The organism is Calidifontibacillus erzurumensis, from assembly GCF_013303125.1.
Lineage (GTDB): Bacteria > Bacillota > Bacilli > Bacillales > Bacillaceae_J > Calidifontibacillus > Calidifontibacillus erzurumensis.
The window spans coordinates 15,688-40,445 of the sequence record NZ_JABTTE010000015.1 but is presented as its reverse complement, the minus strand read 5'-3'; the positions used below and the strand labels follow the sequence as shown (position 1 = coordinate 40,445).

18 protein-coding genes, 1 tRNA gene and 1 other annotated feature are annotated in these 24,758 nt (G+C 37.0%); of the genes, 16 read left to right on the top strand and 3 right to left on the bottom strand.

From position 1 onward, the window contains the following. The first annotated feature begins 39 nt into the window (after positions 1-39). The 8 genes from dnaA to HR057_RS11335 all read left to right on the top strand — a co-directional run bounded on the left by dnaA (position 40) and on the right by HR057_RS11335 (position 10,085). Entirely contained in the window at positions 40-1,386 is a 1,347-nt protein-coding gene (gene dnaA / locus HR057_RS11370; protein WP_173731559.1) for a chromosomal replication initiator protein DnaA, read from the top strand. A 202-nt stretch (positions 1,387-1,588) separates the two neighbouring features. After that, the gene (gene dnaN / locus HR057_RS11365) at positions 1,589-2,731 is read left to right on the top strand and encodes a DNA polymerase III subunit beta (RefSeq protein ID WP_173731558.1); all 1,143 of its coding nucleotides are present in this window, start codon (positions 1,589-1,591) and stop codon (positions 2,729-2,731) included. A gap of 135 nt (positions 2,732-2,866) precedes the next feature. Beyond that, positions 2,867-3,091, top strand: coding sequence for a S4 domain-containing protein YaaA (gene yaaA, locus HR057_RS11360; protein ID WP_173731608.1), 225 nt, complete (start codon positions 2,867-2,869; stop codon positions 3,089-3,091). Positions 3,092-3,166: 75 nt separating this feature from the next. Then, positions 3,167-4,282: a DNA replication/repair protein RecF gene (recF, locus tag HR057_RS11355; RefSeq protein WP_173731557.1), complete on the top strand. Its 1,116-nt coding sequence runs from the start codon at positions 3,167-3,169 to the stop codon at positions 4,280-4,282. 20 nt (positions 4,283-4,302) lie between these two features. Beyond that, positions 4,303-4,539, top strand: a complete 237-nt coding sequence (gene remB, locus HR057_RS11350; protein ID WP_173731556.1) for an extracellular matrix regulator RemB — start codon at positions 4,303-4,305, stop codon at positions 4,537-4,539. A gap of 23 nt (positions 4,540-4,562) precedes the next feature. Then, positions 4,563-6,488, top strand: coding sequence for a DNA topoisomerase (ATP-hydrolyzing) subunit B (gene gyrB / locus HR057_RS11345; protein ID WP_173731555.1), 1,926 nt, complete (start codon positions 4,563-4,565; stop codon positions 6,486-6,488). A gap of 15 nt (positions 6,489-6,503) precedes the next feature. Next, positions 6,504-8,981, top strand: coding sequence for a DNA gyrase subunit A (gene gyrA, locus HR057_RS11340; RefSeq protein WP_173731554.1), 2,478 nt, complete (start codon positions 6,504-6,506; stop codon positions 8,979-8,981). A gap of 12 nt (positions 8,982-8,993) precedes the next feature. Further along, entirely contained in the window at positions 8,994-10,085 is a 1,092-nt protein-coding gene (locus tag HR057_RS11335) for an HD-GYP domain-containing protein (RefSeq protein ID WP_173731553.1), read from the top strand. 67 nt (positions 10,086-10,152) lie between these two features. Here the strand turns inward: HR057_RS11335 and HR057_RS11330 are convergent, their stop codons facing one another. Further along, positions 10,153-11,130 carry a YaaC family protein gene (locus HR057_RS11330; RefSeq protein ID WP_173731552.1) on the bottom strand — a complete coding sequence of 326 codons (978 nt, stop codon included), beginning with the start codon at positions 11,128-11,130 and terminating at the stop codon, positions 10,153-10,155. Positions 11,131-11,275: 145 nt separating this feature from the next. On the opposite strand from HR057_RS11330, the gene guaB reads away from it, so the two are divergent. From guaB to HR057_RS11290, 8 genes are all read left to right on the top strand, one after another. Continuing rightward, complete coding sequence (gene guaB, locus HR057_RS11325) at positions 11,276-12,739, top strand: IMP dehydrogenase (protein ID WP_173731551.1); 1,464 nt, start codon at positions 11,276-11,278, stop codon at positions 12,737-12,739. Positions 12,740-12,955: 216 nt separating this feature from the next. Continuing rightward, positions 12,956-14,269, top strand: coding sequence for a serine hydrolase (locus tag HR057_RS11320; protein ID WP_173731607.1), 1,314 nt, complete (start codon positions 12,956-12,958; stop codon positions 14,267-14,269). Between the two features lie 216 nt (positions 14,270-14,485). Beyond that, positions 14,486-15,373, top strand: a complete 888-nt coding sequence (gene pdxS / locus HR057_RS11315; RefSeq protein WP_173731550.1) for a pyridoxal 5'-phosphate synthase lyase subunit PdxS — start codon at positions 14,486-14,488, stop codon at positions 15,371-15,373. Positions 15,374-15,737: 364 nt separating this feature from the next. Further along, positions 15,738-16,328 carry a pyridoxal 5'-phosphate synthase glutaminase subunit PdxT gene (gene pdxT / locus HR057_RS11310; RefSeq protein WP_173731549.1) on the top strand — a complete coding sequence of 197 codons (591 nt, stop codon included), beginning with the start codon at positions 15,738-15,740 and terminating at the stop codon, positions 16,326-16,328. 65 nt (positions 16,329-16,393) lie between these two features. Next, positions 16,394-16,617 (top strand) — a binding site (T-box leader). Between the two features lie 48 nt (positions 16,618-16,665). Next, a complete protein-coding gene (gene serS / locus HR057_RS11305) occupies positions 16,666-17,952 on the top strand; it encodes a serine--tRNA ligase (RefSeq protein ID WP_173731548.1) in 1,287 nt (428 codons plus the stop codon). 546 nt (positions 17,953-18,498) lie between these two features. Further along, on the top strand, positions 18,499-18,786 hold the full coding sequence (locus HR057_RS11300; protein WP_173731547.1) for a hypothetical protein: 288 nt from the start codon (positions 18,499-18,501) through the stop codon (positions 18,784-18,786). Positions 18,787-19,059: 273 nt separating this feature from the next. Then, a tRNA-Ser gene (locus tag HR057_RS11295) sits at positions 19,060-19,152 on the top strand. Between the two features lie 148 nt (positions 19,153-19,300). Then, positions 19,301-21,292, top strand: coding sequence for a stalk domain-containing protein (locus tag HR057_RS11290; RefSeq protein WP_173731546.1), 1,992 nt, complete (start codon positions 19,301-19,303; stop codon positions 21,290-21,292). 64 nt (positions 21,293-21,356) lie between these two features. Here the strand turns inward: HR057_RS11290 and HR057_RS11285 are convergent, their stop codons facing one another. Both HR057_RS11285 and HR057_RS11280 read right to left on the bottom strand, forming a co-directional pair. Then, positions 21,357-23,084, bottom strand: coding sequence for a methyl-accepting chemotaxis protein (locus HR057_RS11285; RefSeq protein WP_173731545.1), 1,728 nt, complete (start codon positions 23,082-23,084; stop codon positions 21,357-21,359). Between the two features lie 410 nt (positions 23,085-23,494). After that, the gene (locus tag HR057_RS11280; RefSeq protein ID WP_173731544.1) at positions 23,495-24,751 is read right to left on the bottom strand and encodes an efflux RND transporter periplasmic adaptor subunit; all 1,257 of its coding nucleotides are present in this window, start codon (positions 24,749-24,751) and stop codon (positions 23,495-23,497) included. Between the last annotated feature and the right edge of the window lie 7 nt (positions 24,752-24,758).

Below are 24,758 nucleotides of genomic sequence, written 5' to 3'. Positions count from 1 at the left end.
TTTTAGAACTAACAATTTTAAGGAGGGAGCTGGTCTATAATGGAAAATATCTCTGATTTATGGACCAAGGCTTTGGAAGCAATTCAAACAAAATTAAGCAAACCAAGCTTTGAAACTTGGTTAAAATCAACAAAAGCCCACTCACTAACGAACGATACATTAGTGATCACTGCACCAAATGATTTTGCAAGAGATTGGCTTGAATCCCGCTATTCCAAATTAATTGCTGACACAATTTTTGATATTACTGGGGCAGAGCTAGAAATTAAATTTGTAATCCCACAATCTAAGCAAGAAGATGAACTAATTTTTGAAAACAAGTCCAAAAAGAAAAAAACAGAAGAACAATTTGAAGAAATGCCCCAAAGTATGCTGAATCCCAAATATACGTTCGATACGTTTGTCATTGGTGCCGGCAACCGTTTTGCCCATGCTGCTTCATTAGCAGTAGCAGAAGCACCAGCAAAAGCTTATAACCCTTTGTTTATTTACGGAGGGGTCGGACTCGGCAAAACACACCTAATGCATGCCATTGGCCATTATGTACTTGAACATAATCCGAATGCAAAAGTCGTTTACCTTTCATCAGAAAAATTTACCAATGAATTTATTAACTCGATCCGCGACAATAAAGCAATTGATTTTCGCAATAAATATCGTAAAGTCGACGTTTTGCTAATAGATGATATTCAATTTTTGGCCGGAAAAGAATCAACTCAAGAAGAATTTTTCCATACTTTTAATACTCTGCATGAGGAAAGCAAACAAATTGTTATTTCCAGCGACCGCCCTCCGAAAGAAATACCGACGCTTGAAGACCGCTTGCGTTCAAGGTTTGAATGGGGCTTAATTACTGATATTGCTCCACCTGATTTGGAAACTAGAATTGCAATCTTACGAAAAAAAGCGAAAGCAGAAGGTTTAGACATTTCTAATGAAGTGATGATCTATATCGCGAATCAAATTGATACAAACATTCGCGAGCTGGAAGGTGCGCTCATTCGTGTTGTTGCATATTCTTCTTTAATTAACAAAGACATAAATGTTGAATTGGCCAAAGAAGCACTGAAAGATATTATTCCGGGAACAAAGCCAAAAGTGATTACTATTCAAGATATTCAACGTGTTGTTGGCGAATTTTATCATGTGAAATTTGAAGACTTTAAAGCGAAGAAAAGAACGAAATCCGTCGCCTTTCCACGTCAAATCGCAATGTATCTTTCTCGGGAGCTCACGGATTCATCCCTGCCAAAAATCGGAGAAGAATTTGGTGGACGAGATCATACAACGGTCATTCATGCCCATGAAAAAATTTCAAAACTGTTACAAACAGATGTTGAGTTGCAGAGAAGAATCCAAGAGATACAAGATAAATTAAAAATGTAGCATCTATGGACATTGTGAATAACTTAAACGCATGTATAGACAGTCTATCCACATGTGGATAGGCTCTTATACTGTTTTATCAACTTAGTTATCCACAAATCCACAGAGGCTACTATTAGTATTACTTTATTTTTATTTTTATAAACTAAATATTATGCCAACCGTATTGGTAAATTTACTAAATTAGGAGGCATTACATAAAATGCATTTTACGATTCAAAGAAATAAGTTAGTAGAGGCCGTTAATGATGTGATGAAAGCTGTATCGTCCAAAACAACGATTCCCATCTTAACAGGGATTAAAATTACGGCTCTTGAAGATGGAGTTACCTTAACAGGAAGCAACTCTGACATATCTATTGAAAGTTTCATTCCAGCTGAAGAAGAAGATTATCAACATGTGGATATTCGAAAAACTGGAAGTATAGTATTACAGGCTAAATTTTTTAGCGAAATCGTTAAAAAGCTTCCAAGTGAAACCGTTGATATTGAAATACAAGAAAATTTATCAGCGAGAATTGTTTCAGGAAGCAGTGAATTCAATTTAATCGGGATGGATCCGGATGAATATCCTCAATTACCGCAAATTTCCGAGCATCATGCTTTTCAAATGCCTATAGATCTTTTAAAACAAATGATTCGACAAACCGTTTTTGCCGTATCAACATCTGAATCACGCCCAATTTTAACCGGTGTAAATTTTCGCATTGAAAATGATGAACTAATCTGTGTAGCTACTGACAGCCACCGTTTAGCGATGCGAAAAGCTCCGATTGAAAGCGGACTGATAAAAAACTTTTCAAGTGTTGTTATTCCAGGCAAAAGTTTGAATGAATTGAATAAAATATTAGAAGAGAAAAATGATACGATTGATATAGTGATTACTGGAAATCAAATATTGTTTAAAACAAAATACTTACTATTTTTCTCAAGACTTTTAGAAGGCAATTATCCAGATACAACAAAGCTTATTCCAATGGATTTTAAAACTGAAATTATTATCAGTGCGAAAGAATTCCTTCAAGCCATCGACCGAGCCTCGTTACTTGCAAGAGAAGGAAAAAATAACGTTGTAAAACTAACGACTTATGAAGAAGACAATCAAATTAAAATTTCGACAATTTTGCCGGAAGTAGGTAAAGTTGAAGAATTTGTTCCTTGCGAATCTCTTTCAGGAGAAGAACTTAAAATTTCCTTTAGTGCGAAATTTATGATGGACGCTTTAAAAGCCCTTGATGCAACAGATGTAAAAATAAGTTTTACAGGAGCGATGCGCCCGTTTTTAATTCGGCCGCTTGATCAAGACTCTATCCTCCAGCTTATTTTGCCTGTAAGGACTTATTAAGTGTGAACTTTTATCGAAAGCTGAACAGGAAACAAAGGGAAGTTCCTGTCAGCTTTCTTTTATCTTCTTTTGACATTTAGTAAAATAAAAGTAAGACAAAATTCGTGCAAAACGACAAAAGGTGGGACATCCATGATGAAAGAAGTTTCCATTTCAACGGAAAATATAACATTGGGGCAATTATTAAAGCTGGCCGGTGTTATTGATACAGGCGGGGCTGTGAAATCTTTTTTAAATGAAAATGAAGTGCTCGTAAATGGAATTCCGGAAAACCGGAGAGGAAAAAAATTATACCATGATGATGAAGTCATTATAAAAGGAATTGGAAACTTTAAAGTAGTTTCTAATTTTACTAACTAGCATGTCAAATAGCATCAGATTGGCCATGCAAAATTTTATTAATTAAGCATGACAACCCAGTTGGGGGTGCCTTTTTTGTTTTTATCTGAACTGACAGTAACGAATTTCCGAAACTATAAAAAAGCTACTATGAAATTTGAAAATCAAGTAAATGTCATCCTCGGCGAAAATGCACAAGGGAAAACAAATTTACTAGAAAGCATTTACGTTTTGGCCATCGCCAAGTCCCATCGCACTTCTAGAGATAAAGAACTTATCAAATGGGATGAAGAATATGCTAAAATAGAAGGAAGGGTCCATAAAAGGACTCAATCTGTATCCCTTGAGTTTATTATTTCTTCAAAAGGGAAAAAAGCAAAAATAAATTCATTGGAGCAAAAAAAATTAAGCAGCTATATTGGAACACTGAATGCAGTGATGTTTGCACCTGAGGATTTAAATCTCGTTAAAGGAAGTCCTCAGGTTCGCCGCCGTTTCATTGATATGGAAATTGGGCAAGTTGCGCCTGTTTATATGCATGAGTTAAACCAATACCAACACATTTTGCAGCAGCGAAACCATTTATTAAAACAATTTCACCACGATTGGGATAAGAATAATATCATGCTCGATATTTTAACATCCCAACTAATAGATGTTGCTGTAAAAATAACGGAACGAAGATTTCAATTTCTCAAGATGCTGCAAAAATGGGCCGAACAAATCCACCATGGCATCTCAAGGGGGCTTGAGTCGCTAAAAATTCAGTATAATCCCTCGGTTGATGTATCAGAGGATATGGATTTGTCAAAAATGGTAGAAGTATATTATGAAAAGTTCGCAAAACTGAAAGAAAAAGAAATAGAGCGAGGGTTGACATTGGCTGGTCCTCACCGTGATGACATGCAGTTTTTTGTCAACGGAAAAGATGTCCAAGTTTACGGGTCGCAAGGTCAACAGCGGACAACAGCTTTATCTGTGAAACTCGCAGAAATTGAATTAATTAAATCAGAAGTGGGAGAATATCCAATTTTGCTTTTGGATGATGTCCTATCAGAATTGGATGATTATCGGCAATCCCACTTATTAAATACGATTCAAGATAAAGTACAAACGTTTGTTACGACAACAAGTGTGGACGGTATCGATCATGAAACTTTGAAAAAAGCAGCTAAATTTTTTATTACTGCCGGCGAGGCGAAAGAGATTTAAGTAAAAGGTGGAACGTTGCTTTGTTTATTCATTTAGGTGAAAATATTATGATACGCCTCAAAGAGATTATAGCCATCATTTCCTATGATTTATTGGCAGAATCGGAAGTTTTAAAAGAATTTGTAGAGCACAATAGAAAAAAACATAAAATCGTCGAAATTTCAGCGGGCACGACAAAATCGATCGTTGTTACAAAAAGTGCGGTTTATCTATCACCACTTGGAGCAGGCACTTTAAAAAGACGATCACATTTATGAAAGTGAAGGTGATTTTAGTGGCCATGGAAGAAAAACAAACTGTAGTTGCACAAAATTATGATGAAAATCAAATCCAGGTGCTCGAAGGCTTAGAAGCCGTTCGAAAACGCCCTGGTATGTATATTGGCTCTACTAGTTCACGCGGGCTTCATCATCTTGTATGGGAAATTGTCGACAATAGTATCGATGAAGCATTGGCAGGATATTGTACGGAAATCAACGTGACCATTGAAGAAGATAATAGCATTACCGTTCAAGATAATGGCCGAGGCATTCCTGTAGGGATTCATGAAAAAATGGGACGTCCGGCTGTAGAAGTCATCATGACCGTTCTTCATGCGGGCGGTAAGTTTGGCGGAGGCGGTTATAAAGTTTCCGGCGGTTTGCACGGTGTTGGTGCATCAGTCGTTAATGCATTATCAACAGAGCTCGAAGTATTTGTGCACCGCGATGGTAAAATCCATTACCAAAAATATAACCGTGGTGTACCTGCATGCGACTTGACTGTTATTGGAGAAACAGATCAAACGGGAACGATTGTTCATTTTAGTCCGGATCCGGAAATTTTCCAAGAAACAACCGTTTACGATTATGATATTTTAGCCACCAGGTTGCGTGAGTTAGCTTTTTTAAACCGTGGATTAACGATCAGCATCGAAGACAAGCGTCCAGAAGGCAAAAAACAAAGCTGGTGCTATGAAGGCGGTATTATTTCCTATGTTGAACATCTAAACCGTTCACGCGAAGTCCTTCATGAAGAGCCTGTCTATTGTATAGGTGAAAAAGACGGAATTACGGTAGAAATCGCGTTGCAATACAATGACAGCTATGTTAGTAATATATATTCTTTCGCCAACAATATTCATACATATGAAGGCGGAACACATGAAGCTGGCTTTAAGGCAGCTTTAACGCGTGTAATAAATGACTATGCAAGAAAAAGCGGAATTTTCAAGGATAATGATCCAAATTTGACCGGTGACGATGTCCGTGAAGGATTAACGACAATCATTTCTGTTAAGCATCCGGACCCGCAATTTGAAGGCCAGACGAAAACAAAGCTTGGAAACAGTGAAGTAAGGGCGATTGTTGATTCAATCTTCTCGGAACAATTTGAAAAATTTTTACTAGAAAACCCATCTGTTGCTAAAAAAATTGTTGAAAAAGGTTTAATGGCTTCAAGAGCGAGAATTGCTGCCAAAAAAGCAAGAGAATTAACTCGCAGAAAAGGTGGGCTTGAAATTTCCAGCTTGCCGGGGAAATTGGCCGACTGCTCTTCACGTGATGCTTCAATTAGTGAGCTTTATATTGTGGAGGGTGATTCAGCAGGCGGTTCGGCAAAATCAGGAAGAGACCGCCATTTCCAAGCGATCTTGCCTTTACGCGGAAAAATTTTAAACGTTGAAAAAGCGCGTCTTGATAAAATTTTGTCAAATAATGAAATTCGTACGATCATTACAGCGCTAGGCACCGGTATCGGTGAAGATTTTGATATAACAAAAGCTAGATACCATAAGATTGTCATTATGACAGACGCTGATGTCGACGGCGCCCATATTCGTACACTATTGTTAACATTCTTCTATCGTTTTATGAGACCGATCATTGAAAACGGTTATGTTTATATTGCCCAGCCACCTTTATATAAAGTTACGCAAGGCAAAAAAATTGTTTACGCTTATAATGACCGGGAATTAGAAAAAGTATTAGCTGAATTGCCGGATCAGCCAAAACCACAAATTCAACGGTATAAAGGTCTTGGTGAAATGAATCCGGATCAGTTATGGGAAACAACCATGGACCCGGCAAATCGGACATTGCTTCAAGTTCATCTTCAAGATGCAATGGAAGCCGATCAAATTTTTGAAATTTTAATGGGCGATCAAGTAGAACCGAGACGTGAGTTTATCCAAGAAAATGCCCGTTATGTTAAAAATCTAGATGTATAGAGAGGAGGGGCCTGAATGCCAGAAGAACGTCAATCGATACAAGAAGTAAATTTGAGTACCGAAATGAAGACATCCTTTTTAGATTATGCGATGAGCGTTATCGTATCCCGTGCATTGCCGGATGTTCGAGATGGCTTAAAACCGGTTCACCGCCGAATTTTGTATGCGATGAATGAACTAGGCAATCATGCGGATAAACCTCATAAAAAATCTGCCCGTATTGTTGGGGATGTCATCGGTAAATATCATCCACATGGCGACTCAGCAGTATATGAAGCAATGGTGCGGATGGCCCAAGATTTTAATATTCGCTATATGTTGGTGGACGGCCATGGCAACTTTGGTTCTGTCGATGGGGATCCGGCAGCAGCGATGCGTTATACAGAAGCGCGCATGTCCAAAATTGCAATGGAAATGGTCCGCGACATCAATAAAGATACAATTGATTTTCAAGACAACTATGATGGATCGGAAAAAGAACCTGTCGTTTTGCCGGCAAGGTTTCCGAATTTAATGGTTAATGGTGCTTCCGGGATTGCTGTAGGTATGGCTACGAATATTCCGCCGCACCAACTAGGCGAAGTCATTGATGGAATTTTAGCACTTAGTCGAAACCGTGATATTACGATTGCTGAATTAATGGAAATTATCCCTGGCCCTGATTTCCCAACAGCCGGTCAAATATTAGGCCGGAGCGGGATTCGTCGCGCTTATGAAACAGGAAAAGGTTCAATTACGATTCGCGCGAAATCAATGATCGAAGAAAAGCCAAACGGCAAACAAGCGATTATCATTACAGAAATTCCATATCAAGTTAATAAAGCAAAGCTCATTGAAAAAATTGCAGAGCTTGTTCATGATAAGAAAATTGAAGGGATTTCCGATTTGCGTGATGAATCTGACCGCAATGGCATGCGAATTGTTATTGAAGTGAAGCGTGATGCCAATGCGAATGTTTTATTAAATAATTTGTACAAACAAACAGCTTTGCAAACGAGCTTTGGCATTAATATGCTTGCGCTTGTAGATGGTCGTCCAAAAGTATTGAATTTAAAACAAATGTTAAGCCATTATCTTGACCATCAAATCGTTGTCATTCGCCGTAGAACAGAATTCGAGTTGAAAAAAGCGGAAGCGCGGGCTCATATTTTAGAAGGATTAAGAATTGCCCTTGACCATATCGATGAAATTATTTCATTAATCCGCAGTTCACAAACAACTGATATTGCTCGAGCTGGATTAATGGAACGATTTAATTTGACGGAAAAGCAAGCGCAGGCGATTTTAGATATGCGTTTGCAACGTCTAACAGGTTTGGAACGGGAAAAAATTGAAGAAGAGTATCAAGAGCTTATTAAACTTATTGCTGAATTAAAAGCTATTTTGGCGGATGAAGAAAAGGTTCTTGATATTATTCGTGAAGAATTGACAGAGATTAAAGAAAGATTTAACGATGAACGCCGTACTGAAATTATTTCTGGCAACTTCGGCGAAATTGACGATGAAGATTTAATTCCTGAACAAAGTGTAGTCATTTCTCTTACTCATAATGGCTATATTAAGCGATTGCCATCTGCCACCTATAAAAGCCAAAGAAGAGGTGGACGCGGTGTTCAGGGAATGGGTACAAATGAAGATGATTTCGTCGAACATTTGCTTTCAACTTCAACCCATAACACCATTTTATTTTTTAGCAATAAGGGGAAAGTTTATCGCCTAAAAGGATATGAAATTCCTGAGTATAGCCGAACAGCAAAAGGTATTCCAATTATTAATTTATTGGAAATTGATAAAGATGAATGGATTAACGCTGTTATTCCAATAGAGGAATTCCATGATGATTGGTATTTATTCTTTGCAACGAAACACGGGGTTGTCAAACGGTCACAGCTTTCACAATTCTCTCATATCCGAAAAGGCGGTTTAATTGCATTGCATCTTCGTGAAGGAGATGAAGTGATTTCCGTTGGTCTGACAGATGGCCGCAAAGAAATTTTGATCGGTACGATGAACGGCATGTTAATTCGTTTTAATGAAACGGATGTCCGTGCAATGAGCAGACAAGCGACTGGTGTAAAAGGCGTGACGCTCAATGAAGACGATCAAGTTATCGGCATGGAAATTATCGAAGGTCATGAAGATGTATTAGTTGTGACGAAAAATGGCTATGGAAAACGAACGCCATTGTCAGAGTACCGGATGCAAAGCCGCGGCGGCAAAGGTATTAAAACGTGCAATATTACTGAGAAAAATGGTCCATTGTCAGCTGTTAAAGCGGTGACAGGCGATGAAGATTTAATGGTTATTACTGAAAGCGGCATAATCATTCGTATACCTGTTGATTCGATATCAGTGACCGGACGGAATACACAAGGAGTTAAATTAATGCGCCTTGATGAAAATGAAGTCGTTTCAACTGTTGCCATTGTGGAACGTTCAACTGAAGAGGACAATCAAGATGCAACTTCAAATCAAGATGATATTTCTGAATAAAGGTGAACATTTATGAAGGTACATCCTAATCAACTAAAGGAAGGTTGTATTCTTGAGAAAGATGTCTTTTCGCTAACCAATTTTCCAATTGTTCCGAGAAAAACAGTGTTATCAGCTGAAACATTGGAAATTATTAAAGCTTTTTTAATTAAAGAAGTTCACGTTGAGCCCATTCTCGCCACAGGGGAGCCTTTTAAGCCAGATCAAGTATTGGAAGCTGATATAGCTATAGCCAAGGATGAAGAAATTCAGGAGTTTAATCCTAGTTTTATTGAGCTTTATTTAAAAGCTGTCTATAGTTATAAAAAGTTTTTTCAAAGATGGCAGTCCGGAATCTCTATTGATATGCCAGCCTTGCGGACTGTCATCGTTCCTGTTATTGAAGAAGCTTTAAAAATGCCAAGAGTGTTATTCACTCTCCACCATTATTCAAATGCAGACAATTTTTTATACCATCATTCCATTAATATAGCGGCCCTGTCGGCTGTATTGGCAAAAACTCTTAATTTACCGAAGGGTGACTGTATTCAAATAGGTTTAGCAGGCGCTTTATGTGATGCCGGCATGGCAAAAATCAATCCAAAAATTATTACTAAAAAGGGTGTGCTTACGCTAGAAGAAATTGATGAATTAAAGAAGCATCCCGTTTATAGTTTTATGATGATCAAAAATATAAATTTGCTTAAAGATGAAGTAAAAAAAGCCGTTTATAAACATCATGAACGAATTGATGGCAGCGGTTATCCGAATGGCATTAGTGGAGATTATTTATCGATTTATGAGCGTATTATTGCGGTTAGCGATGTATACTATTCGGTGACATCAGAACAGCATAACAAAAAAAAGCAATCGCCATTTAAAGCATTAGAATTTATTTTACAAGATCAGTTCGGCAAATTTGATGGAAAAGTAGTTCAAGCATTGACAGAATTAATGACGAACTTTACGACGGGGACGAAAGTACGATTGTCTAATAATAAGATTGGAGAAATCGTATTTATTGAACAGTCGTCTCCAACAAGACCGATGGTCCGATTGATTGAATCAGGAGAGATTATTTATCTAATTCATAATCGTGATCTATATATTGAAGAAGTATTATAAATGAAACGGTTGCCCAAAATTGTCGGCATTTAAAAGTGATTCAAACGGAAGATTTAAATGCCGACACTTATAAGGCAACCTTTTTTTGTTGCAAATAGTCGTTAATGAGAAAAGGAACTTTTATTGCTGTTACATGTAAAAATTGATGAATAAACGGATAATCAAGGCTGTCAAAACTGTAAAGAAGCTCGCTCCACCATTCTGTTTCATACCTTGCAATCATGCTTAAATTGTAAAGAAGTAAATAATGGGTCATCATTTCCGGGAAAAAGAAAAATTGTTTTTTCTCTATTGGTATATGGATTGTTTGTTCAAAACAATTAACTTGAAGCGGTGAAACTTCATTTACGTTCAAAGGTTTACTCAATTGAATTTGAAATTTTTCACTATTTTTGTTTTCAATGATTTGGAAATCTATCGGCAAAACTTGTTTTAAAAAAGTATGAAAACGATCCGATGTCATATGTAAATGGTCTAACATATCCATTGGGATGTGCATTTCCATATCATGCAGACGAGCAATTTTATAACTTTGCATTTTATCAAAAGTTGTTTGGAAAATATGGTTTAACTCCGGAATTCTAGCCAATAGAAATTCCATTGTATATTTTTCTGCATCAAGATTTTGTTTCATGTGAAACATTTTGATGGCAAGCTGGGGAAATAACCCATTTTTTTGAATTTTTACTTCATCTTTTAAAAATTCGTAGTTTCTTTTTTTTCTTTTTCTTGTCGTCACACCATGAGCAAGAACAGTTGATGATTCAGGATAGGCAGGATCAACGGTTAATAGACATGCTTTTAAAAGTTGCACCATTCCATAAAATAATAGTATTGGCTTGATTGAAAATGGCGCTTGATTTGCAAGTTGGTAATAACTTTTTCCATGATCTAAATAATAAATAAATGGATAGCAGTTTTCATAACTTTTTTTCTCAGCATCCTCCATGCCCAATTTTTGATAACAGTGAAGCAAATATTTTTGAGCATTGATCGAAGAATAAAAGATGGACAAAGAGTTCCAAATTATTTCTTGATTATACATTCAAATTGACACCCCCAAAACAAATGCAAGCGCTTAATATATTCAATCTTCCGAAAGCTTTGTCGTTTCCTTGACAGTATTGTGTCCAATTGTTAAGCTACTAATAAATTTTCACGAAAAATCAAATAAGGGAGAAGATTATACGATGTGGGAAACCAAATTTAGCAAGGAAGGATTAACGTTTGATGATGTTTTGTTAATTCCTGCGCGGTCTTCAGTATTGCCAAAAGATGTTGATGTAAGAACTGAGCTTTCAGAAACATTGAAATTAAACATTCCTCTCATTAGTGCGGGAATGGACACTGTGACGGAAGCTGAATTGGCTATTGCCATTGCTCGACAAGGGGGCTTGGGCATTATCCATAAAAACATGTCAATCGAAGAGCAAGCGGACCAAGTCGATAAAGTCAAACGGTCAGAAAGCGGCGTTATTACGAATCCATTTTACCTAACACCTGAACATCAAGTATATGATGCTGAACATTTAATGGGAAAATATCGAATTTCTGGTGTACCGATCGTAAATAATGAAAATGATTTAAAATTGGTCGGTATTTTAACAAATCGCGATCTTCGCTTTATCCAAGATTATTCGATAAAAATCTCTGATGTAATGACAAAAGAAAATTTAGTTACGGCTCCCGTAGGAACAACGCTTGAACAAGCAGAGAAAATTTTGCAAAAATACAAAATTGAAAAACTTCCTTTAGTTGATGATGACGGAACTTTAAAAGGTTTAATTACGATCAAAGATATTGAAAAAGTTATTGAATTCCCGAATTCAGCAAAAGACCGTCATGGACGTTTATTAGTTGGCGCTGCTGTAGGTGTTACTGCAGATACGATGCTTCGCGTAGAGGCGTTAGTAAAAGCAGGCGTTGACGTAATCGTCGTTGATACTGCCCATGGCCATTCGGAAGGTGTTATTAATAAAGTACGTGAAATTCGAGCAGCTTACCCTGATTTAAATATTATTGCAGGTAATGTAGCAACCGGTGAAGCAACGAGAGATTTAATTGAAGCGGGTGCGAATATTATTAAAGTCGGCATTGGTCCTGGTTCCATTTGTACAACCCGTGTAGTTGCCGGTGTAGGTGTACCGCAAATTACAGCCATTTATGACTGTGCAACGGAAGCAAGAAAATACGGTGTTCCAATCATTGGAGATGGTGGTATTAAATATTCTGGCGATATTGTTAAAGCAATCGCTGCTGGTGCCAATGCAGTTATGCTAGGCAGCATTTTTGCCGGAACAACTGAAAGCCCAGGAGAAACTGAAATTTATCAAGGCCGCCGCTTTAAAGTTTATCGCGGCATGGGTTCTGTTGGTGCGATGGAACGTGGAAGCAAAGATCGCTATTTCCAAGAAGACAATCAAAAATTTGTTCCTGAAGGAATTGAAGGTCGTGTGCCATATAAAGGACCTCTAGCTGATATAGTGTACCAATTAGTAGGTGGATTGCGCTCCGGCATGGGTTATTGTGGTGCAAAAGACTTAGAAACATTAAGAGAAAATGGGCAGTTTATCCGTATGACAGGCGCTGGTTTAAGAGAAAGCCATCCACATGATGTGCAAATAACAAAAGAAGCGCCAAACTATTCTGTTTAAAAGAATAGGAATATCAAGGTTCGTATTGATGTAGAAAAAAATACCAACCTACTTTTGGAAACAGAGGAGCTTTTCCTCTGTTTTTTTGTTCTTAAATTTGATAGAATAGCCGATGGAGTGGAAACTTTGTTTTAATAAGCATGGGATTAAGTACTGGAGGGAATTAAGTTGAACAAACATCTTAGAAACAAATGTGTTCTATATAGCTTGCTTGTAATGCTAATATTTACAACATTCTTTGCCAATTTTCCGACAAAAGCGAGCGCAGTAGAGCTTGGACTAGAAGCGGAAGCAGCAATTTTAATTGATGCCAAATCCGGAAAAATATTATATGAACTAAATGCCGATCAAACATTACCTCCAGCAAGTATGTCAAAAATGATGACAGAGTATTTATTATTAGAGGCTATCCATCAGAAAAAAGTAAGCTGGGATCAAGAAGTATCTATTTCTGATTATGTATATAAAATCTCACAAAATCGTAGTCTATCAAATGTACCACTTAGGAAAGATATAAAATATACAGTAAAAGAGCTTTATGAATCAATGGCGATTTATTCAGCTAATGGTTCAACGATTGCCCTTGCGGAAACAATTGCTGGATCAGAAACTAATTTCGTTAAAATGATGAATGACAAAGCAAAAGAGCTTGGAATGAAAGATTTTAAGTTTGTGAATTCAACAGGCTTAAATAATAAAGATTTATTAGGGATGCATCCGAAAGGGACAGGCGAAACAGAAGAAAATATGATGTCAGCCCGTGCGACAGCTACACTTGCCTACCATTTGATCAATGATTACCCTGAAGTATTAGAAACAGCGAGCATTCCTGTAAAGAAATTTACAAAAGGAATCGATGGCGAAGGAATTACGATGTTGAACTGGAATGCGATGTTGCCTGACATTCCTGGTTATTTGCAGCAGTTTGCATATCAAGGCGTTGATGGTTTGAAAACTGGTTCTACAGAACTTGCTGGCTATTGCTTTACTGGAACAGCTGTCCGCAATGGAATGCGTTTAATTAGTGTTGTCATGCGCACGAAGTCACAATATGCACGTTTTGAAGAAACGAAAAAACTATTTGACTATGGATTTAGCAATTTTGTAGAAAAAGAGCTGTTTCCAGAGGGCTATCAACTGAAAAAACAAAGTACATTAAAGGTCACTAAAGGAAAAGAGCATGAAGTTGAAATTGCTGCTAAAGAGCCGCTAACAACGGTTATTAAAGTCAATGAAGAGGAGCTTTACGAACCAAAGCTTATTTTAGATGAAAAAGCACTTTCTAAAGATGGCACTTTAGTGGCACCGGTTAAAAAAGGCCAAAAGGTCGGATATTTAACATATGAATACAAAGGTGAAAATAATTTTGGATATTTATTTGACGACGGTGGTCTTCATGAAACAGTCGATGTAGTAACTCAGGCAAAAGTCGAAAAAGCAAATTGGTTTGTCTTATCAATGAGGGCTATTGGTGGATTTTTTGTAGATATTTGGAGTAGTGTAGCAAGCGGAATTAAAGGCTTGTTTTAAATAAAAAAATAATCTATTTTATTGAATCTATAAAATCAACGAAGAATATATAAGTATTCCTAGTTGATTTTATGGATTTTTTTCTATTTTTTTTCAAATAAAAATAGGAATTTCAAGAATTTTAGGTTAAAATAATGGACAGGCCATCTTTTGTGCATGATAAAATAAAAAAAGTTAATCATGAATAATTACATATATGTAGGAGGAATTGTAAAAATGTCTCAAAATGTTGGAACAGAACGTGTAAAACGTGGAATGGCGGAAATGCAAAAAGGCGGCGTTATTATGGACGTTGTCAATGCGGAACAAGCTAAAATTGCTGAAGCTGCAGGAGCGGTTGCTGTTATGGCTCTCGAGCGCGTACCAGCAGATATTCGTGCAGCTGGCGGTGTTGCGCGTATGGCAGATCCAACAATTATTGAAGAAGTTATGAACGCTGTGTCAATTCCTGTTATGGCAAAAGCTCGGATCGGTCATTATGTAGAAGCTCGTGTATTGGAATCTTTGGGCGTAGACTATATTGATGAAAGTGAAGTTTTAACACCTGCTGACGAAGTATTTCATATTAATAAACGTGAATTTACAGTACCATTTGTGTGCGGTTGCCGTGATTTAGGTGAAGCATTACGCCGTATTGGTGAAGGTGCATCTATGCTTCGTACAAAAGGCGAACCTGGAACGGGAAATATTGTAGAAGCTGTTCGCCATATGCGTATGGTTCAATCACAAATTCGTCAAGTTGTTTCAATGTCTGAAGATGAATTAATGGCTTATGCAAAAAATATTCAAGCTCCATATGAACTTGTGCTTCAAGTGAAACGTGAAGGAAAACTTCCAGTTGTTAACTTTGCAGCCGGCGGTGTTGCAACACCAGCAGATGCAGCATTAATGATGCACTTAGGAGCAGATGGTGTATTTGTAGGATCAGGTATTTTTAAATCTGAAAATCCAGAAAAGTTTGCACGTGCTATTGTAGAAGCTACTACACACTATGAAGACTACGCATTAATTGCTGAGCTTTCTAAAGGATTAGGTACAGCAATGAAAGGTATTGAAATTTCATCATTACAACCAAGCGAACGCATGCAAGAACGCGGCTGGTAATTAGAAAAGCGGAAGCGACCGTTTAGCGCCGATAAGACTGGACTGAGCCGGAGGAGATAAAGGAAACACTGCGAGGGACGAGCAGATGTTGACTTATCGTACGGAGGTGAAGGAAGTCTCGTAAGGCGCTGGTGACTGGAGCTGGACAAATAAAGCGGAAGCGACCGTTTAGCGACGTACAAACTGGAAGACTTCGCAATGAGATAAAGGAAACACTGCGAGGAAACGAGCAGATGTTGACTTATCGTAGTGGAGAAGTCTGAAGTTTGCGGAGTCGCTGGTCGGTTGAGCTGGCCAGATCTAATCCTGTTAGATTGTATTATTTATTTTTTTATTTTTGCGACAACAAAAGGGGCTATGCTACATGGTTAAAATAGGGGTTTTAGCTCTGCAAGGGGCTGTAAGAGAGCATATACAAGCAATAGAAGCTGTTGGTGCCGAGGCAGTGGCAATTAAAAAAGTTGAACAATTGCAAGACATCGATGGTCTTATACTCCCTGGTGGAGAAAGCACGACCATGAGACGATTAATCGATAAATACGGATTTTTCGAGCCATTAAAAAAATTTGGCGAAAGCGGAAAGCCAATTTGGGGAACTTGCGCCGGTTTGATTTTAATGGCTACGAAAATTGCCGGACAAGAAGATGCTCATTTAGGATTAATTGATATGACCGTTGAGCGCAATGCTTTTGGCCGTCAAGTAGACAGTTTTGAAGCAAGCTTGACGATCACTGATATTGCCGATGATTTTATTGGTGTTTTCATCCGAGCACCTAGAATTCTTGAAGTCGGCAATGATGTTGAAATTATTTGCAAACACCATGACAAAATTGTTGCAGTACGACAAGGCCATTACCTCGCTTGTTCTTTCCATCCGGAATTAACTGATGACCACCGTATGGCTCAATATTTTGTTAAAATGGTTAAAGAAGCAAAAGAAAAATTAGCTGTATAATAGCAGAGAAATTGTGGTAAAATGATAGTGTAATGATTAATATAACAGAACGGCAAGTTTAATAAAGAACAGCGTTGATGGGAACTAGTAGCAAGAAAGCTTTTTTAAGAGAGTCGGTGGTTGGTGCAAACCGATAAAAGCCTCTTGTGAATCCATCCCTGAGCAAAGTATGGAACAGCTTTCGAGCTTAGTAAATACTTTCGGTTTAACAACCGTTATCATAGTGAGTGGAAAAAAGCTATGCTTTTTTCAATCAGGGTGGCAACGCGGGTATACTCTCGTCCCTATTTATAGGGACGGGAGTTTTTTATTTTAAAAAAAAGAGGAGGTAATGAATATGCTTGATATGAAATTTCTACGTGAAAATTTTGCGGAAATTAAAGAAAAACTGAAATTTCGTGGCGAAGATTTAGGTGATTTGGATCGCTTTGGTGAGTTAGATGTCAGACGGCGCGAACTTATTGCAGAAGGAGAAATGTTAAAAAACAAACGGAATGAAGTTTCTAAACAAATTTCTGTATTAAAAAGAGAAAAGAAAGATGCCGATCATTTGATTGTGGAAATGAGAGAAGTTGGCGATCGTATTAAAGTTATTGATGACGAGCTTCGTGTTGTTGAGGAGTCATTGCAGAAACTATTATTATCCATCCCGAATATTCCTCATGAAACAGTGCCTGTAGGAGAGTCTGAAGATGATAATGTCGAAGTACGCAAATGGGGAGAAATTCGCCAATTTGCTTTTGATCCAAAACCTCATTGGGATATTGCGAATGAACTTGGTATATTAGATTTTGAACGAGCAGCAAAAGTGACTGGCAGCCGCTTTGTTTTTTATAAAGGGTTAGGTGCTCGTTTGGAGCGCGCACTTATCAATTTTATGATGGATTATCATTCCGAACACCATGGTTATGAGGAAGTGATCCCGCCTTATATCGTAAACCGTGATAGCATGACCGGAACCGGACAATTGCCGAAATTTGAGGAAGATGCTTTTAAAATTGACAATGAAGATTACTTCTTAATCCCAACTGCAGAAGTTCCAGTAACAAATTTACATCGCGATGAAATTTTGGATGCTAATGATTTGCCAATTGCTTATTGCGGTTATAGCGCTTGTTTCCGTTCTGAAGCAGGTTCTGCTGGCCGTGATACGCGCGGTTTAATTCGCCAACATCAATTTAATAAAGTCGAACTTGTTCGTTTTGTAAAACCTGAAGATTCTTATGAGGAATTGGAAAAATTGACTGGCCATGCAGAGAAAATTTTACAGCTCTTAGGGCTTCCTTACCGCGTTATGAGCATGTGTACAGCAGATCTTGGTTTTACTGCAGCAAAAAAATATGATATTGAAGTATGGCTTCCAAGTTATAACACTTATCGTGAGATTTCTTCATGCAGTAATTTTGAAGCATTCCAAGCACGACGAGCTAATATTCGATTCCGTCGTGAACAGGGTGCGAAACCAGAGCATGTTCATACACTGAATGGTTCAGGACTTGCCATTGGCCGTACAGTTGCGGCTATTTTGGAAAACTACCAACAAGAAGATGGCAGTGTGATCATTCCAGAAATATTAAGACCGTATATGGGAAATATTGAAGTAATTAAGCCGAAAAATGATTAAGATGTCTTTAGACTTGTTTGTGGGTGGCCATTGCTATAGGGATATATGGCTGCCCTTCAATTTTTATGATCACCTTTTCTCCTTAGTCCCATTATCGTATACAAATTTTACTTTATATTTGTGAAGGATCCTAGATGTTGCACGATTTTTGCCTTGTGCATGAAAGATAGTTTGACAATTTGAATGTCTAGAGGATAGCAAAAACCGCAAGATTTGACTGTGATTTTAAATCTCCATTCTTATCTAAAGACTAACGATACTTCAGAAAATGACATGGGAATTTATCGTGACTCCCCTTCGCTATACTGGATATGTCCTTCAATCACCGTGTTTGTTCCCCCCTAAATTTTTTAGAAACGAAAGCATAACATGTTGTTTTTCTATACATTTATCTGTAATTTTATGCTGACAAATGAGTATTCTTACCTTAAAAAAACAGTTACCTTTTTTTGGTAGAATTCATGTGTTACAAACTTTTTATGGTACCAATTACAGGAAAAACACGGGGAAAAAATGTTTAAAAATAAGAAGAGTAAAGTTTTATTAATGATATCTACTGTACTTTTATTCCTCACAGTCATGAGTTTTTCACCGGAATTTGTCATACGATTGAATTTATTGTTACGCTTGCATCCTATTCAAAGTTTAACTGTTAGTATTGAAGATAGAGGCTATGACTACTCCTATCAGTGTTATATGTACAGAGTGAGTGGGTATGATCCATACGAATGGTTTGTACCAGATGAATTTAAAGGTTCAGCAGGTGATTTTTGGTACGTTAAAAAAACTAAGATTGGGTTATATTATGTTTATCGAGGAGCTTATCATCCATGATTGGATCCACGAAGAGAAACCCTTTAGCAATTATGAAAATATGAGAACATGGAAGAGTAACACATTAAGACATGATAAAAGTACGATCTGTAAAGGTATTTAGAAATAATTTGTGAGAAACGAAATAATGGATGAGAAAAAAGGAATAGACCAATATTCTAGAATGGTATTTCGGAATTCCTTTGTCGATTAGACAAATTACTACAAAAATTTTTTTATCAAAGAAATTTGACAATCAGTATTTCCTATGATATATTTTTTATTGTCTGAAATGGAGGAATACCCAAGTCTGGCTGAAGGGGTCGGTCTTGAAAACCGAGAGGCGGGTCAAACCGCGCGGGGGTTCGAATCCCTCTTCCTCCGCCATATACATACAAAGCTAACAACAATCGTTGCTGTTTAGCAACGGTTTTTTTATTTTTTCCAATCTTTTAATCTATTTGACATTGTTTTGTAACAAAAAAATGGTAGAATCTAGGGGTTGTAAGTATCGAAATTTGGAGGGGTTGATGAATTGAAAACAAAGATTATGACAGGCATCCTTTCTAGCACATTAGCATTAAGTGTCTTTTTACCAAATGTACACGCAGAGTCAACCATTAAAGAGATGAAAGATATACGCATTTTTATTAATGATGCTCCTATAAAATTTGATGTGCCACCCGCTATTAAAGATGAACGGACATTAGTGCCTCTAAGGGCAATCTTTGAAGCAATGGATGCGAATGTTCAATGGGATGAAAAGACGAAGACTATTTCTGCTATAAAAAATGAAAGATTTATTCGATTAGCCATTGATTCAGATGTTGCACAAGTTGATGGAGAAGACTATAAGCTTGATGTTTCAGCGACGATTTATAAAAACCGGACACTTGTCCCTTTACGTTTTGTAGGGGAAGCTTTTGATGGAACAGTCGTTTGGGATGAAAAGTTGAGAAAAATATCGATTACTTTGCCAGAAACGACGTACGAAAAAATTGAAGCACCAGTTTATGTAAATGATAAAGTTGTAGATTTTGGATCATTTGCGAGAATTGTTCGAAATGGCGTTACTTTTCTTCCATTAGATGCAGTGTTAAACAATGTATCAGAGGATTTAACTTGGGAAAGAAATGGTAATGAAATTACTATTTATTGGAATGATTCAACGATTAAGCTTTTCAAAGATCAAAATTACGCATTTATAGATAATGAACTAATAGAAATACCAAACTCAATATTTGAATATGAAAATATGCTTGTGATGCCAATCAGTATTATTCCAAAAGTATTTGGCGGGTATTCACATTATGATGCAGTTACAAGAGAAATCTATATTTATATTAATCCGGCAAAATTTAAACATGAATTTTTAGAGAAAGAAGAATTATTGTTTTCAAAGCCTACTAATGTTGATGGTGCAACGTTTGTTGGAAACCGCAGGATCATGGTTAGTGACAACCCAGAAAATTTAAATGAACGAACTATACCTGAAGAAAATGCAACATTATGGCATGATGAAGTGCAAAGTGAGAAAAATGCAGTCGATCACCGTGTATTTGGATGGCATATTAACGAGTTCAATGAACCTGTTACAATTGCCATTACAATTGAAAATTTATCATCTACGAATGAAATAGAAGTTGTCGACCTAAAAGGTATTAATCGAAAAACAATTAATGGATGGGTTAATTATGATGTAGGTTTGCCAATTGCTGAACGAGCTTTAAGTGGCAAAATGACCTCTGTGAAAATGGAACGTTCTGTTGTAAAGGAAGGAGAAAATATTCTTATAAAATCTTTTGAAGTTCCAAAAGCGAATACTCTAGGTTTTCTGTATGACTTTTATGTTAGGAAAAAAGCGGGAACTGGTCAACTCCATTATAAAATTAGAACGGTTATAAGCAAAAATGGAACAGATGTCACAACGATTTTAGAAGAGCCAGTTGCCATTGATCAAACAGCCCGCCACCCTCGAGGTGTTTGGAAAAGTTCACAACTAGAGACGGAATTGCCAGTTTATAAAGCAGGTAGTGAAGTTGTAGCTTATCAAATTTCTAATGGTGCTACTGACCATTTAATGACCCCTGAAAACGGATTAGGCGATCCAGAGGAAATGGTTAAAAATCCAGGGCATTACGGTGCTTCTTATATCGTGAAAATTCCAATTGTTAATGAAACAGGAAGTTCACAGACTATTAGAGTAAGAGCAGGTGCCCGCGGTGGCATTTATAATGGAGCTGTCAAAATTGATGGCAAAGTGTATTTAATTCCAACGCTAAAACCATTGACGGAAATTGCAAATATTATTGATTATGTCATCGATGATAAAGAAAGCGGCATGATACAACTTGAATTCATGCACGCTGGAGGCGCGGCATTACCGCTAGCCATTGAATTATTGACAATTGATGAGATTTCAGATGAAGAGGAAGATGAGCAACAAGGCGAACAGGAAGATGAACAGGAAACAATGGAACCTAATCCTAACGAGGAGCTTGAGGAACAAAACGAGTTAGTAGAATAATTGAATGACCTTCAAAAAGAAAAGCCATAGGTGTACGCAAACAAAACGTACACTTATGGCTTTTTTAAACTTTAAATTTATTGATTTCTTTTTGCAGTGTTTGAGCCATTTCGCTAAGCGATGTTGTTGCAGAAGTGATTTCTTCAATGGAATTAAGCGTTTCATCTGAAGACGCAGCGATTTCTTTGTATTTTTTAGATGATTCTCTCGCAATTTGTGCCAGTTCTTCAATTGTTGCTGTTACTTCTTGAGATCCTGCTGAAAGTTGTTCAGAAATTGAAGAGACTTCTTCAATTTGAATGCTAACGTCGGAAATTGCTTTCGAAATGGCTGAGAACATATCACCAGCATTTTGGACGACTGTTGTACCTCTTTCTACTTCTTCCGTACCTTTTGCCATCTGTTCAACTGCTAATCTGGTTTGTTCTTGAATTTCTTCAATTAATTTCGCTATTTGATTTGCTGAGTTTCTAGATTGTTCAGCGAGTTTGCGCACTTCATCTGCAACAACAGCAAAGCCTCGTCCGTGCTCACCAGCTCTTGCCGATTCAATGGCTGCATTTAATGCCAACAAGTTTGTTTGGTCGGCAATGCCTGTAATAACTTCAATAATTTTGCCTATTTCTTGTGAACGTTCTCCTAATTTTTGAATAACAACTGATGAATCATTAACAGATTCGCGGATAGTTGCCATTTGTTGGACAACATTTTGAATAACTTCATTTCCGTCATTTGTTTTTTGAGAAACATCAGCGGTTGAATCTGCAACACTGGAAGCCGCTTCAGCAATTCGTTGAATTCCTATAGCCATTTCCTCAACGGCAGTTGCACCTTCTTCGGCTCCTTTTACTTGGAATTCAGAACCTGCAGAAACTTCTTGAATAAAGGATGAAATTTGTTTAGCTGCCTTTGCAGTTTGTTCAGCATTGGCATTTACTTGTTCCGTAGCTGCGGCAACATGTTGGGCATGATAACCAACTTGTCGGACTAAATGAGATAAATTTTTTGTCATTGTTGTTACTTCTTTTGCAAGAACCCCTAACTCATCTCGATTTTTAACTTGAATGGAATCATTCATTAAATTTCCAGTGGCGATCTCTTTGACATTAGCATTGATTTTTTCAAGCGGTTTTTTAATCATTTGCGTTAAAACATAGGCAACAATAATTCCAAATAAAATCGCTGAAACGATGACGATCAACATTAAATTTCTACCGGCATTGTATGTATGATCACCTTCGCTGACAGAATTAAGCGCTCCTTCATGTTTAAAAGCTACTAAAGTATTAAGCTGAGCTTGTATTTCTTGAAAAGCTTTATCGGCAGCATTGATCGTTGCGGTAATTTCCTCTTCGTTTATATTAGTGTCTCTGTTATAAATATCTATTTGTTTTCCCATTAATAAAAAGTTATTATGAATGGATTTATATTCTTGCAACTCTTTTTTCAAAATTTCAAAATGTCCACGGTCCTCCTTGAGGATAATCGTCTTTTCATAATTATTAAGTTCATTTTCTATATTAGCTATCGTTTTCTCCATTTCAGATAATAGTTTTTGAGAAATTTCATCGTCCGCATTAATAAGATATTTAAATTCTAATGTAAGAAGATGCTCGGTAAAATATCTTATTTTATTAATGCTTTCAACACCAGGCATCCAGCTAGTTGTAATTTCTTTCATTTCGTTATTAAGATTGTCCATTCCTTTTACACCAATAAATCCAGTACCGATAATCATCAATTGGAGTAAAATAAAACCAGTATACAATTTCCTGCCTACAGGCCATTTCATACGATCTGCCCTCCCATTCGATGTTCTGATATATTTATTATTATAAACTGAATTATAGGCAATTGTTACTACTATATTTGAAGATATAAAGAAGGATTAGAAAATTAAAATTATTTTATAATAGGATAACAGAAAGGATCAACTAGAACAAAAAGAAAAACGTAAAAAATTAGCCACTTAACTGATATAACGTTGGAGTATAAAAATTAATGAAGGTTAAAATAATATAGAAATAAAAAATGATAAACAAAGAATGAATGAAAAATTGATAAGTACGCAAATGCTCCAGAAAAGCAATAACTTAAAAGACGCAAAGTCAGGGGGAAAATGGAGACCTTTTAAAAATAGGTGGAGTAAGTAACTCCACCTGATTTTATCTATCCTATTAAAAAATGTAAATTAGTTTTTCTTTATTTGTTACTTTGTTGAACGGCCTTTCCCACTTTCAAACCTTCCAATTGAGGATTTTTAATCACTAAATCCCCAGCTTTTAGGCCTTCTTCAATAACTACAAGTTCATCGGTTTCCATGCCTGTTTTTACTTCTTGCATCTTAGCCTTGCCGTTTTTAACAACCCATACAGCATCCCCACCGTTTTCTGTTGGGAAAAGGACAACCTTTGGCACAGCTAGTTTATTTTCTTGTACCAATGTTGTAAAAACGACATCAAGTGCATAGCCTGGGCGCAATTCAGGTGATTCCTTTTGATCAGGTACAACGGTTACTTTTACTTTTTGCTCTGTTAAACCGAGCGCCGATATTTTTTCCTCTGCTGCCGGAGCTATTGATTTTACTTGTCCTTTAAAGGAATAATCGCCATTTTTTCTTTTTTGAATAAGTTCAACGATCATTCCTTCTTTGACATTGATAACATCTTCCGTTAAAAGATACACTTCTACTTCGAGATTATTATCATCACTTAATGTCATTAATGGGGTTTGCGGAGTCACCATCGCCCCTTCTTTTACAGACAGTTCTTTTATGACAGCATCCACTGGTGCCATAATTTTTTTAGAACTGAGTAAATACTCGAGGTGAGCAATTTGCTCATTCACAGATTCCCGCAATCCTTTATAATATTGGGAAGTGCCTGGCATCGGTTCTGCCTGCTCTTCAATTAACTTTAATGCTTGCTCCTGTTGCAGGAGGGCATTTTCAAGCTGTTTAACTTTATTTTCTGCATCATCAAGCTCTTGTTTAGATACAGCCCCGCTGTCATATAAAGATTTTATTTTTTCATAATTATTTTTACCAATCTCGAGTTGGCGTTTTGTTTCCTCAATCATTAATTGCTGCTGTTTAACTTGTGCAGAGTACGGGCTTTTATATGCTTGTTTTTCCTGACCTTTAATGCTTTCGAGCTGTGCCTGCAGTTGTCTAAGTTGAAATTCAAGATCTTTTGCCTCAATCTCAGCGAGCACCTCTCCTTTTTTGACCTTTTGTCCTTCCTTTACATGCATTTTTACGATTTTCCCGCTAATCTCACTAAAAATTGGCTGCTCTAGAGAGGAGGTTACTATCCCTTCCTCTTTAAATTCTTGTGCAACCGTTTGTTCTTTGACTTCAAGTAGCTCTGTATGAAGGGGTTTTGTTTGAGAATATGCAAAATAACTGCCAATCCCGAGTACTAAAATTGCTGTAATAATCCATTTTATATGGGTTTCCATAACCGTC